Origin of the sequence: Polaromonas sp. JS666 (genome assembly GCF_000013865.1) — a bacterium.
Classification (GTDB): domain Bacteria; phylum Pseudomonadota; class Gammaproteobacteria; order Burkholderiales; family Burkholderiaceae_C; genus Polaromonas.
Genome location: NC_007948.1, coordinates 780,074 through 792,599 on the forward strand (window position 1 = coordinate 780,074; position 12,526 = coordinate 792,599).

Consider the following 12,526-nt stretch of genomic DNA (forward strand, 5'->3'; position numbering starts at 1 on the left):
GATTCTCGGCTAACTTTGAACTTTTCTCACTTAACTCTGAACTTTTGGTGGATGCGATGTTCTTGTAACCTATTGATTTAAATAGGAATTTTCTGTCAAGGCCTGTTCGCCAGGCTTGCCGCCGTCCCAACGCACACTGGATGGCACGCCACAGGGGAAACCTGGCCGCGCATGGCCATTCCGTGCGGCGCTGCGAGTCCTGGAAACCGTGCCCGCCACACCCGCGCAACACTCCACGAGGCTCGGCACCGATGTTTCGTGCAGTTTTGTCACCTGAACTCTCCCGCCAGGGCGGGGCCGTGCGGAGGGGCTCCATTTGCAATGTGTTTAACAGCCCTCCGTCCGGTGCAGGGGATACCGGAACCACTGGGCAGTCCGTTCATTGCGATTGATCAAGTGCCGCGTTGCCACGCGGGGCTAAGCTGCTAAACGGCTGGATCAACTCGTTGAAGGGGGTGCCCATGGAAAGACCTGATGTCATCAGGAAAACTCCGCACGATCTGCGCGTGCCTCCCAATCTTTCCAGCTACGGTGACGAATGCCGCGGGTTTTCCTGGGATTTGGCGCGCCAGGCCTTGTCGGGCCTGCCCGGCGGCGGCCTCAATATCGGCTTCGAGGCTGTAGACCGGCAGGCGGCCGGTGCGCTGCGCGACCATATTGCGCTGCGTTTTGTTGCGCGCCATGCGCCTGCGCTGGACCTGAGCTACGGCGAACTCGCGCGGCAGACCAGCCGGTTTGCGAACGTGCTGCAGGGACTGGGTGTCGGCAAGGGCGACTGCCTGTTTGTCATGGCCGGTCGCATTCCGGAACTCTACATCGCGGTGCTGGGGGCGCTGAAGAACGGTACGGTGGTGACGCCCATGTTCTCGGCCTTCGGCCCCGAGCCAGTCGCCACGCGCATCAACATCGGCGCTGGCCAGGTGCTGGTGACGACCGACCTGCTCTACCAGCGCAAGGTCAAGGCCATGCGCGGGCAGATGCCCACGCTGCGGCATGTGCTACTGGTGGCTGAAGAGGGCGGTATCACGAACGAGCCGGGTACGCTGGACCTGGCCACCCTGATGCTCAACGCGTCGGATGGGTTCAGCACGGTGGAGACGAAACCGGACGATCCCGCGCTGCTGCATTTCACCAGCGGCACCACGGGCACGCCCAAGGGCGCGATCCATGTCCATGACGCGGTGGTGGCGCACCATGCGACCGGGCGCTTTGCGCTCGACCTGCACCCCGACGACCGCTACTGGTGCACCGCCGACCCGGGCTGGGTCACCGGCACGTCCTACGGCATCATCGCGCCGCTGCTGCATGGCGTGACCTCGCTGATCGACCGCGAGGAGTTCGACGCCGAGCGCTGGTACACGCTGCTGCAGCAGGAGAGCATCACGGTGTGGTACACGGCGCCCACGGCCATTCGCATGCTGATGAAGTCCGGCCTGGAACTGGCCAGGCGGCACCGCTTCCCCGACCTGCGCTTTGTCGCCAGTGTCGGTGAGCCCCTGAATCCCGAGGCGGTCTGGTGGGGCATGGAGGCGTTCGGACTGCCGATTCACGACAACTGGTGGCAAACCGAGACCGGCGGCATCATGATTGCCAACACGCCGGCCTTTGACATCAAGCCCGGCTCCATGGGCCGACCCCTGCCCGGCATCGCGGCCTGCATCGTCGAGCGCCTTGAAGCCGAGGGCGAGCCGCCGCGCGTGCGCGTGATCGAGGCGCCCGATGTGGAAGGCGAGCTGGCGCTCAAGGCTGGCTGGCCTTCGATGTTTCGCGGCTACCTGAACAATGAAGCGCGTTACCGCAGGTGTTTTGCCGGCGATCTCTACCTCACGGGTGATCTGGCCCGGCGTGATGCCGATGGCTATTACTGGTTCGTCGGCCGGGCCGACGACGTCATCAAGTCGGCTGGCCACCTGATTGGTCCCTTCGAGGTCGAAAGCGTGCTGATGGAGCACCCGGCCGTGGCCGAGGCGGGCGTGATTGGCAAGCCCGATCCGGTGGTGGGCGAAGTGGTCAAGGCCTTTGTTTCGCTCAAGGATGGCCATGCACCTGATGAGGCGCTTCGCCTGGACATCCTGGCGCATGCACGCAAGCGACTCGGCGCCGCCGTCGCGCCCAAAGAGATCGCCTTCCTGCCGGTATTGCCGCGCACGCGCAGCGGCAAGATCATGCGCCGCCTGCTCAAGGCCCGCGAGCTCGGCCTGCCTGAGGGCGACATCTCGACGCTGGAGGGTGGAGCATGAGTCACCTGCCGGTACCCCCGCCACCGAGTGGCCCGGTGCCTTGGGACAAGGCCTTTGCGCTGGCGGTGCTGGCCGGCATGCTGCGCATCCGCCGCATGGAAGAGAAGTGTGCCCAGCTCTACGGCGAGCAGAAGATCCGCGGCTTTCTGCATCTGTACATCGGCGAGGAGGCCGTGGCTGTCGGCGCGCTGCGCGCTCTCCAGCCGCAAGACAACGTGGTGGCTACCTACCGCGAGCACGGTCATGCGCTGCTGCGCGGCTTGGCCATGAACGGCATCATGGCCGAAATGTACGGCAAGCGCGAGGGCTGTTCGCGCGGGCGCGGCGGCTCCATGCATTTGTTCGACCGTGCGACCCGTTTTTATGGCGGCAATGCGATTGTGGGTGGTGGCCTGCCATTGGCTGCAGGACTGGCGCTGGCCGACAAAATGGCGGGGCGCCAGGCACTCACCGCCTGTTTTTTTGGTGAGGGTGCGATCGCCGAGGGGGCCTTTCATGAAGCGGCCAACCTTGCCGCGCTCTGGCAGCTGCCGGTACTGTTTTGCTGCGAGAACAATCTATATGCCATGGGCACGGCGCTGGCGCGCTCCGAGGCGCAGACCGATCTGTGCATGAAGGCGGCGTCGTACGGCATGGCCACCGTGCAGGCTGACGGCATGGATGTGGTGGCCGTATTTGACGCTGTGCAGCGCAGCGCGCAGCAGGTGCGCAGCCAGGGCCGCCCGGTGTTTGTGGAACTGAAGACCTACCGCTTTCGCGCGCACTCGATGTTCGACCCCGAGCTGTACCGCGACAAGGCCGAGGTGCAAGCCTGGAAGACGCGTGGCCCCATCCACACATTCACCGCGCGCCTGAAGGCGCAGGGCAGCCTGACGGAGGACGAGTTCCTGGTGCTTGATGCGGCGGCGCAGGCAGAGGTCGATGCCGCCGCGGCCTTTGCCGAAGCCGGCACCTGGGAGCCGGTTGAAGACCTGCTGCGCGATGTCCATACACGGGAGGGAGCAGCCTGATGGCCCGCCGCACCATCACATACCGGGAAGCCCTGCGTGAAGCGCTGCGCGAAGCCCTGTACGCCGACCCGCGTGTCTTTCTGATGGGCGAGGACGTGGGCCGCTACGGCGGCACCTATGCTGTGTCCCGGGGGCTGCTTGACGAGTTCGGCCCTGAACGTATCCGCGACACACCGCTGTCCGAACTTGGATTTGTCGGTGCCGGCGTCGGCGCGGCGCTCGGTGGCATGCGTCCGATTGTCGAGGTCATGACGGTCAACTTCAGCCTGCTGGCGCTCGACCCCATCGTCAACACCGCGGCCATGTTGCACCACATGTCGGGCGGTCAGCTTTCCGTGCCCATCGTGATCCGCATGGCCACCGGTGCCGGGCGCCAGGTGGCGGCCCAGCACTCCAACAGCTTTGAAAACTGGTATGCCCATGTGCCTGGACTCACGGTGCTGGCGCCAGCGACAGTGGAAGATGCCCGCGGCATGCTTGCGGCTGCGCTGGCCGACCCGGACCCGGTGGTGATATTTGAGCATGCGCAGCTTTACAACATGGAAGGCGAGGTGCCGGACGGCGAATGGCCGGGTGTGGACATCCGCAGCGCCAGGGTGCGCCGCGCGGGCACGGATGTAAGCCTGATCACCCACGGCGGCAGCCTGCCCAAGGCACTGCGGGCGGCGGAGGAACTGGAGCAGCAGGGTATTTCCGCCGAGGTCATCGACCTGCGCGTGCTGCGCCCGCTCGACGATGCCACCCTGATGGCCTCAGTGCGGAAATGTCGCCGCGCCGTGGTCATTGACGAAGGCTGGCGCTCAGGCAGCCTGGCGGCCGAGGTCATGGCGCGCATCATGGAGCAGGCCTTCTTTGACCTCGATGCCCCGCTGGCGCGCGTGTGCAGCGAGGAGGTTCCGATTCCGTATGCCCGCCACATGGAAGAGGCCGCGTTGCCGCAAGTCCCGAAAATTGTCGCCGCCGCGCGAGCGCTGTTGGGGAGCGCACCATGATCGAATTCAAGTTGCCCGCGCTGGGCGCTGACATGGACGAGGGCACACTGCTCAAGTGGCATGTGCAACCGGGAGACGCCGTCAAGCGTGGCCAGGTGGTGGCTGTGGTGGACACCTCCAAGGCCGCGGTGGATGTTGAAATCTGGCAGGACGGGGTGATGACCGAGTTGCGGGTGCAGCCCGGCGAGAAGGTGCCGGTGGGTACGGTGCTGGCCAGGCTGCTGGCGCCGGGAGAGGTGGCGGCGCCTGCGGCCACTTCTCTCACTGCTTCCACTGTTCCCACCGTTCCGGTCGCCGTACCGCAGTCCGTGCCCGCAGCCCCGCCGCAGCCTGCGTTACCACGTGTGCCGGAGATCGAAAAAGCACTTCCTGCGGCACGGCATCCGGTGTCGCCTTCGGCACGCCGGCACGCCAGGGAACATGGCATTGACCCCGACAGTGTGCATGGCACCGGTCCGCAAGGCTCGGTCACGCTGGCCGATATCGAAGCCGCCGTGGCTGCGCGCAGGCCACCTTTGCCGGTGGCGGCGGCGCCAGACCGGCAGACGGAAATGCGCAAGGCCATTGCCGCGACCATGAGCCGCTCCAAGCGCGAGATTCCGCACTATTACCTCAGCGAGCCCATTCCCATGGCCAGGGCGCTGGCCTGGCTGCTGCAGCGCAACGAAGGCCTGCCGATCACCGAACGTATCCTGCCTGCGGTGTTGCAGCTCAAGGCTGTGGCTGCGGCCCTGCAGCGCGTGCCTCAGCTCAACGGGTTGTATCGCGACGGCGCGTTCCAGCTGTCCACGGCCGTGCACGCCGGTGTGGCGATCTCCCTGCGCGGCGGCGGCCTGGTGGCGCCGGCGATCCATGATGTTGGCGCCAAACCGCTGGAGCTGCTCATGCGCGAGCTGGCCGATCTGGTCAAACGCGCGCGAGCCGGTTCCTTGCGCAGCTCCGAGATGAGCGACCCGACCATCACCATCACCAACCTGGGCGACCAGGGCGTGGAAGCCGTCTTTGGCGTGATCTATCCGCCGCAGGTGGCGCTGGTGGGTTTTGGCCGCGTGGCAGATGGCCCCTGGGTGGAGGAGGGGGAAGTTCGCGCGCTGCCGCTGGTCACGGCCACGCTGGCCGCCGATCACCGGGTGTCCGACGGGCACCAGGGCGCGCTGTTTCTGGCCGAGCTGCGCGATCTTCTGCAGCAGCCTCAGGCGCTGGCTGAACGAGTCACGCCAGCCCCCGGCCAGGGCGGCCAGGCAGGAGGCCCGACATGAGCTATGACCGTCCGGCGTTGAGCCGCATCGTCCTGGATATCCTGTGCTCGATTGCACCAGAGGTCGTTCCCGCCACCATTGAACCCGACCGCCCGCTGCGCCATCAGGTCGATCTGGACTCGATGGACTGGCTCAATTTTCTGGTGGCGCTGCATGAACGCTTTGGCGTCACCATCGCGGAGGCGGACTACGCCCAACTGGTTACCCTCGGCAACGTGCTCGACTACCTGCTGGCCCGGCTCGGCCGTGAGGGCGCATGAAACAGCCAGCAGTGGATGCCGCTGCCGCTGGCGCTGCGCTCACGCTTTGACAGGGCGCGCACGCCGGTCAAGGGGACGTTCCTGTTGCAGGATATGCGGTATGCCGATCGAAGCTGCGACGGCACCGCAGGTCTAGCTGGGGCTTTTTGTGGCGGCGCCGCTTTCGTCCGCCATGGCGGGCTGCTCGGGCTTTTTGCGGGATACGGAGGGAAACACCGCCCGGATGGTGGTACTGCCCACCGACTCTATGGTGAGGCGGCCGCCGCAAGCCTCCACCCGGTGACGCATTCCCAGCAGGCCATAGCTGGAAGCGCCTATTGCCTTCGGGTCAAACCCCTTGCCGTCGTCGCGCACGGTGACGGTGACGTGGGCCTTGTAGTTGAGCACGGCAATTTCCACGTGTTGCGCTTCGGCGTGTTTGCCAATATTGGTCAGCGCTTCCTGAGTGATCCGGTACACCGTCAGTTCCGTTGGCTCATCCAGGTCAACCGGTTCAAGATCGGTCGTGATGGCCAGGCCGGAACGCTGGCCAAACTCGCCCGCCAGGATTTCCAGGGACGGTAGCAAGCCCAGGGTGGCCAGGGAGGAGGGGCGCAGATCTTCAATGATGCGCCGCTTGAGCGCAATGCCGCTGTTGAGTGTTTCAACCAGATGCTGGATGCGCGCCTGCAGGTCGCTCGCGTCGCCGCTCAATTTGGCCTTGATACGGGCGACATCCAGCTTGGCCGCGGTAAGCAGCGCACCCAGTTCGTCATGAAGCTCCCGCGCCAGATGCGCCCGCTCGTCTTCCCGGACTTGTTGCAGGTGTGTGGCCAGTTCCGCCAGGCGTTCAGTGCGCTCCTGGACCTGGGCGTCCAGCAAGTCGCGTTCGGCCTGCAGCGTGGCCTGCTGATGCTGATCGGCCAGTTTCAGCGCGGCGGTCTGCCGCAAATACAGCCAGAACGCCATCAGTCCCACGGCGGCCACCAGCGTGATGCCCACCCGGGACAGCAACAGGGACTGCCGGATGTCCGCATGCCTCTGCGTGGTCTGCGTCAGGCTCGCATCGATCAATTGCGCGGAGCTGACGCGTATGTCATCCATTTGTTTTTTGCCCACGTCGGTGGTCAGGACAAACTTCCAGGCGTCTTCCTTGTCCTCATTTTTCATGCGGATGGACAGGTCCATTTCGGCCAGCTTGCGCTGCACGGTCCAGCCCAGTACGGCCAGCGCGGCGCTCTGTTCGGGCTTGTTGGCAAACAGATTGACCAGCTGGTCCTGCGTCTGGCTGAGGTCGGCAATCGCCGTCCGGTAAGGCTCCAGGTAGGCGGTGTCCGCCGTCAGCAGGTAGCCCCTTTGGCCCGTTTCGGCATCCAGCACGTCACGCAGCAGCCGCTGAAGATGGGTGCGCGTGACATGCGCCTCGGACAGGTCATCCATCGCGTGGATGGATTTTTGGTAGGACAGCTCACTGATGCCAATAAGGGTGAACACGGCAATCAACGAGCTGGCGATGTTGATGGCCATCCGGTTGGTGATTCGTTGCATGTGGGCTTTCGTGATGATCTCGAGACGGCCACTGTCACCTATCCGGGCCAGGCGATTGCGCACGTCTGGGCGGGTTGTGCCGTCCGGCCGGATGCTCAAAATTGTAGTCCTGCGCCAAAAAATGTACGCATAAAAAAGCCACCCGCAGGTGGCTTTCAGTGCGTGGCCCATCGCGGGAACCGGCGTCCGCCGCTTGGGGAGGGCTGGGCTTATCGCCCTGCCGCGGCCCGCAGCAAAGCGGCCCGATCCGTGCGCTCCCAGGAAAACTCGGGCTCATCCCGGCCGAAGTGGCCGTAAGCCGCGGTCTTTTCGTAGATTGGACGCAGCAGGTCCAGCATCTGGATGATGCCTTTGGGACGCAGGTCAAAGTGTTCGTGGACCAGCGCTGACAATTTTTCGTCGGAGATCACGCCCGTGCCTTCGGTGTACACCGTCACGTTCATCGGCCGGGCCACGCCAATCGCATAAGCCACCTGGATCTGGCACTGCCGGGCCAGGCCGGCGGCCACAATGTTTTTGGCCACGTAGCGGGCGGCATAGGCGGCCGAGCGATCGACCTTGCTCGGATCCTTGCCCGAGAACGCGCCGCCGCCATGCGGGCAGGCGCCGCCGTAGGTGTCGACGATGATCTTGCGGCCGGTCAGGCCGCAGTCGCCCTGCGGGCCGCCAATGACGAAACGGCCGGTCGGGTTGATCAGGTATTTGGTTTCCTTGAGCCACTCCTTGGGCAGGACCGGCTTGATGATCTCTTCAATGATGGCTTCGGTGAACGAGGCCTTCATCTTGTGAGGCGTTTCGCTCTGGTCCGGGCTGTGCTGGGTCGACAGCACCACGGTGTCGATGCTGTGCGGTTTGCCGTTCACATAGCGCATGGTGACCTGGCTTTTGGCGTCTGGGCGCAGGAAAGGCAGGCGGCCGTCCTTGCGCAGCTGGGCCTGGCGCTCCATCAGGCGGTGCGCGTAATAAATCGGGGCCGGCATCAGTTCCGGCGTTTCATCGCAGGCGTAGCCAAACATCAGGCCCTGGTCGCCGGCGCCGATGTTCAGGTGATCGTCGCTGGCATGGTCAACGCCCTGGGCGATGTCGTTGCTCTGCTTGTCGTAGGCCACGAGCACGGCGCAGCCCTTGTAGTCGATGCCGTACTCGGTGTTGTCGTAGCCGATGCGCTTGATGGTGTCGCGTGCGACCTGGATGTAGTCGACATGCGCATTGGTGGTGATTTCACCGGCCAGCACGACGAGGCCGGTGTTGGTCAGCGTCTCGGCCGCCACGCGGCTGCGCGGATCCTGCTTGAAGATGGCATCGAGGATGGCATCGGAAATCTGGTCGGCGACCTTGTCGGGATGGCCTTCGGAGACGGATTCGGAAGTAAAGAGAAAATCGTTCGCCATTGCGTACACTCCATGAAGTTTGTCGGCGCGTTGCCGGCTGGGGTGCCTCGGCGAACGCTTTAGCAGTTTGGTTTAATGTCGCCCTGCAAGTTGTTCAGTAACTCGGCGACCCTTGCATTATAAGACCTTGCGTTTTTGCCTGAAGCCGCTTCCCAACACCCCACACATGCGCTGGTTATTCCGTTTCTTCTCCCTCTGGCCGCTGGCGGCCCTGCACGCCCTGGGTGGGCTGCTGGGCTGGCTGGTCTGGGCCCTGAGTCCGCGCTACCGGGCGCAGTTCAGGGCCCATGTGGCACAGGCCGGCCTGCCTTTTGAGGTTGCCCGGCCGGCGATCGCCGAGGCCGGCCGTTTTGTGGCCGAGTTGCCCAAGCTGTGGTTGCGCCCCCCGGGCGAGTCCTGCCTGGGCAATGTCCGTGTGGAGGGGCAGTCCCACGCAACAGAGGGTTTTGCGCGGGGCAAGGGCGTGATCTTCTTCGGCCCCCACTGCGGAAGCTTCGAGCTTGGCCCGCAGGCCCTGGCCGAACTGTACGGGCCGATCACCGCCATTTACCGCCCGGCGCGCAAGCCCTGGCTGGCCCGTCTGGAGCGGCTCGCGCGCGACCGGCCGAATCTCACCGTGATGCCAGCCTCCCTGAGCGGCATTCGCCAGATGCACAGGACCCTGAAGTCCAACCATGCGGTGGCCATGCTGACGGACCAGGTGCCGCCCGAGGGGCTGGGCGTCTGGGCGCCTTTTTTTGGCCGGCCGGCCTACACCATGACGCTGGCTGCCCGGCTGGCGCTGCAAAGCGGTGCCGCACTGCTGCCCGTGAGTTGTGAGCGTTTGCCGCGCGGGCGGGGTTATTGGCTGAAAATCTGGCCACCGGTGGCGGGACTGGATACGCGCGGCACGACCGATGTGTCCCGCGAAGCCGATATGCTGCGTATCGTGACGCTGATCAACCAGGCGATCGAGGCCATCGTGCTGAGCCAGCCTGGGCAGTATTTGTGGGGTTATGCGCGCTACAAGACCCCCCGCCACGAAACACCCCGCAAGGACGCCCTTTGAAAACACCCCGTCAGTTAGCCAGCGAATTCACCACCCGCGCGGGCATCGTCTTCATGCAGGTGCTGGCGCTGTTGCCCTTGTCGTGGATTCGCGCGCTGGGTGTGGTCTTGGGGTGGCTGCTGTATGCCCTGGTGGGCTCGCGCCGGCGGGTGGTGCAGACCAATTTGTCCCTGTGTTTTCCCGAACGCTCCGAGGCCGAGCGGCGCCAGCTTGCGCAACAGACCTTCATCTATTTTGCGCAGGCCTGGCTGGACCGCAGCTGGCTGTGGCATGCGCCGCAGGCCTGGGTCCAGCGGCGGGTGCAACTGACCGGAGCCGTGCAGGAACTGGCAGGCAATGAACCGACGGTGGCTTTTTGCCCGCATTTTGTGGGCATGGATGCTGCGTGGGCGGGCGTGGCCCTGCAGTTGCAGGTCCCGCGGACATCGACCACGATTTACACGGACCAGTCCAACAAGCTGGTCGATGCGTGGATACTGCGTGGCCGCCAGCGCTTTGGCCATCTGCGCCTGTTTGGCCGGGCCGACGGTGTCAAACCCATTGTGGCGGCACTGCGCGAAGGGCAGCCGCTGTATCTGCTGCCCGACATGGACTTTGGGCCGGACGATTCGGTGTTTGTGCCCTTTTACGGTATTCCCACGGCGACCGTGCCGTCGCTGCCGCGCTTTGCCAGGCTGGGCCGGGCCAAGGTCTTGTCCATATTGCCGCGCATCACCGCGGCGGGCTATGAGATCGAGGTGCAGCCCGCCTGGGAAAATTATCCCAGCGATGATCCGGTGGCTGATACCGCCCGGATGAATGCCTGCCTGCAGGACTATATTGCCACCATGCCGGCGCAATACTACTGGGTGCACAAGCGCTTCAAGACGCGGCCCGAGGGCGCGCCTTCGCTGTATTAAACTAGGCCGCGGCTTGGCGGTTTTAGGTGAAATTTGCCTCTGATCCAGGAAATACCGGAGCTTTAAGCTCTAATCAATAGCAATTCGGCGCAGAAACCTGCAGGAATTGCTGCAGATGAGCGGCTACCCGTTCCGGCTGCTCATGCACGATCCAGTGCGTGGCGCCTCCCATGCGGCGCAGATCCATTTGCGGTACATAGTCACCCAAGCCGTCCAGCAGTGCGGTCGGCAATGCGGTGTCTTCCGTGCCCCAGAGCACCAGGGTGGGAAGGTGGACTTCGAGCATCTCGCGCGGAAGGGTCACGCCCGCAGCGGCGGGGTCATGGTGCGGCGGGCCGGACCGGGGCGGGCGCAGGGGTGAGGCCCGGTAGTAATTGCAGGGGCCGGTCAGGCCCAGGCGCCATACCTCGCGGTACTGGGCGCGCACTGTCTCCGTCAGCCAGGCGTGAGGCCCGTCCACCGCACCCATGTTGCTGAAGAACTCCCACAGCCGGCGGAAGTCGTCTTCAGCCAGCAGCGCCTCGGCATCCGGCCGGATCAGGAAATTCATGTAGGCGCTGGCGGCCTGCTGGGCGGCAGAGTGCTGCAGCTCACGTAAAAAGGTGCCGGGATGCGGCGAATTGATGATGGCCAGCTTTCTCGTCAAATGCGGCCGGCTCGCCGCCAGGTTCCAGGCGACGGCGCCGCCCCAGTCGTGGGCGACCAGGCAGGCAAGCTGGCCCCCGGGCTTGTCACCGCCTGGGCTGTGCTGCAGACCGCTTTCCCCGCACTCCAGTGCAATGAGTGCCGCAATGTCCTGCACCAGGTGTTTCGGGCGGTAGGCGGCCACGTCGGCGGGGGCGCTGGAGTGCTCAAAGCCGCGCAAGTTGGGCGCCACACAGCGAAAGCCGCCGTTCCCGGGTTGGGCAAAGTGGGTCAGCAGGCTATCCCACACAAAAGCGGCTTCCGGGAAGCCATGCAGGAACATCAGCACCGGCCGGCCCTTCTCGCCGGCACTGCGGCATGACAGGGTGATGCCATGCGGCAGCTCCCGCAGATTTGTTTCAATCATCGCGCTATGCTTTCAATAGCTGCTTGCTCCCGTCATATCTCGGGCGCAAGCATTTTTGCTCGAAGCTTTAGCGTTGCGGGCCGGCCGTCAGGGCGGCGGGGGCGGGATTAGCCCTCGTCGCCTGTGGCAGCTTCGGCGGCCGGTTCGGCCTTTGGCTTTTTGGCCGGCTTTTCCGGCGGGTGGGCCCAGTCCCACAAATGCTGGGCCACCTCTTCCACGCCCTTGCGCTTCAGCGAAGAGAAGAGTTTGACGTCTCCGCCGCCCGCCTGCAGTCGCACAATGGACAGCGCCTTGGCGGCTTCGGTCTTGTTCAGTTTGTCCGACTTGGTCAGCAGCACCAGGAACTTCAGCCCTTCCTCGACCCGGGGGCGAAGCACGTCGAGCAGGATTTCGTCGAGCTCTGTCAGTCCCAGCCGTGGGTCGCACAGCAATACCACGGCCTTCAGGTTGTCGCGCGTCTGCAGGTAGTTGCCCATCACCTGTTGCCAGCGGTATTTGGCCTCCTTGGGCACCGCCGCATAGCCGTAGCCCGGCAAGTCGGCCAGCACCGCGTCCGTCACGCCCTGCTTGCCCAGCGAGAACAGGTTGATGCTTTGCGTGCGGCCCGGTGTCTTGGAGGCAAAGGCCAGGCGGTGCTGCTGCGTCAGCGTGTTGATGCAGGTCGATTTGCCGGCGTTGGAACGGCCCACAAAAGCGATCTCAGGCACATCCAGCCGGGGCAGGTGCTTGAGCTCGGGGGCCGTGGTGAGGAATTTGGCCGTGTGCAGCCAGCCCAGGGCGACCTTGGCATCGGACGGGGTTGAGGCGGCGGCAACTGGCGGACGGGCGGGTGAGGATGAAGTCATGATC

The 12,526-nt window shown here is 64.7% G+C and carries 11 protein-coding genes; 7 read left to right on the plus strand and 4 right to left on the minus strand.

Annotated elements, in window-relative coordinates:
* The first annotated feature begins 461 nt into the window (after positions 1–461).
* From acsA to BPRO_RS03750, 5 genes are read left to right on the plus strand one after another with little or no spacing between them, the layout of a single operon-like run.
* Positions 462–2,240, plus strand: coding sequence for an acetate--CoA ligase (acsA, locus tag BPRO_RS03730; protein ID WP_011481720.1), 1,779 nt, complete (start codon positions 462–464; stop codon positions 2,238–2,240).
* The gene (gene pdhA / locus BPRO_RS03735) at positions 2,237–3,250 is read left to right on the plus strand and encodes a pyruvate dehydrogenase (acetyl-transferring) E1 component subunit alpha (RefSeq protein ID WP_011481721.1); all 1,014 of its coding nucleotides are present in this window, start codon (positions 2,237–2,239) and stop codon (positions 3,248–3,250) included. Before acsA ends, pdhA begins: the two co-directional genes overlap by 4 nt.
* Positions 3,250–4,242 carry an alpha-ketoacid dehydrogenase subunit beta gene (locus BPRO_RS03740; protein WP_011481722.1) on the plus strand — a complete coding sequence of 331 codons (993 nt, stop codon included), beginning with the start codon at positions 3,250–3,252 and terminating at the stop codon, positions 4,240–4,242. Before pdhA ends, BPRO_RS03740 begins: the two co-directional genes overlap by 1 nt.
* Positions 4,239–5,501 carry a dihydrolipoamide acetyltransferase family protein gene (locus BPRO_RS03745; protein ID WP_011481723.1) on the plus strand — a complete coding sequence of 421 codons (1,263 nt, stop codon included), beginning with the start codon at positions 4,239–4,241 and terminating at the stop codon, positions 5,499–5,501. Before BPRO_RS03740 ends, BPRO_RS03745 begins: the two co-directional genes overlap by 4 nt.
* Entirely contained in the window at positions 5,498–5,761 is a 264-nt protein-coding gene (locus BPRO_RS03750; protein WP_011481724.1) for an acyl carrier protein, read from the plus strand. The genes BPRO_RS03745 and BPRO_RS03750 overlap by 4 nt, the downstream gene beginning before the upstream one ends.
* 132 nt (positions 5,762–5,893) lie before the next feature.
* Here BPRO_RS03750 and BPRO_RS03755 read toward each other — a convergent pair whose 3' ends face one another.
* Both BPRO_RS03755 and metK read right to left on the minus strand, forming a co-directional pair.
* On the minus strand, positions 5,894–7,288 hold the full coding sequence (locus BPRO_RS03755) for a sensor histidine kinase (RefSeq protein WP_011481725.1): 1,395 nt from the start codon (positions 7,286–7,288) through the stop codon (positions 5,894–5,896).
* Between the two features lie 209 nt (positions 7,289–7,497).
* A complete protein-coding gene (gene metK / locus BPRO_RS03760) occupies positions 7,498–8,679 on the minus strand; it encodes a methionine adenosyltransferase (protein ID WP_011481726.1) in 1,182 nt (393 codons plus the stop codon).
* A 166-nt stretch (positions 8,680–8,845) separates the two neighbouring features.
* On the opposite strand from metK, the gene BPRO_RS03765 reads away from it, so the two are divergent.
* A complete protein-coding gene (locus BPRO_RS03765) occupies positions 8,846–9,727 on the plus strand; it encodes a lysophospholipid acyltransferase family protein (protein WP_011481727.1) in 882 nt (293 codons plus the stop codon).
* Complete coding sequence (locus BPRO_RS03770) at positions 9,724–10,626, plus strand: lysophospholipid acyltransferase family protein (protein ID WP_011481728.1); 903 nt, start codon at positions 9,724–9,726, stop codon at positions 10,624–10,626. The genes BPRO_RS03765 and BPRO_RS03770 overlap by 4 nt, the downstream gene beginning before the upstream one ends.
* A gap of 73 nt (positions 10,627–10,699) precedes the next feature.
* On the opposite strand, the gene BPRO_RS03775 is transcribed toward BPRO_RS03770, so the two are convergent.
* Both BPRO_RS03775 and yihA read right to left on the minus strand, forming a co-directional pair.
* Positions 10,700–11,677 (minus strand): alpha/beta fold hydrolase, encoded by a 978-nt coding sequence (locus BPRO_RS03775; RefSeq protein ID WP_011481729.1) that lies wholly within the window; start codon positions 11,675–11,677, stop codon positions 10,700–10,702.
* Positions 11,678–11,784: 107 nt separating this feature from the next.
* Complete coding sequence (yihA, locus tag BPRO_RS03780; protein ID WP_011481730.1) at positions 11,785–12,522, minus strand: ribosome biogenesis GTP-binding protein YihA/YsxC; 738 nt, start codon at positions 12,520–12,522, stop codon at positions 11,785–11,787.
* Positions 12,523–12,526 lie beyond the last annotated feature (4 nt).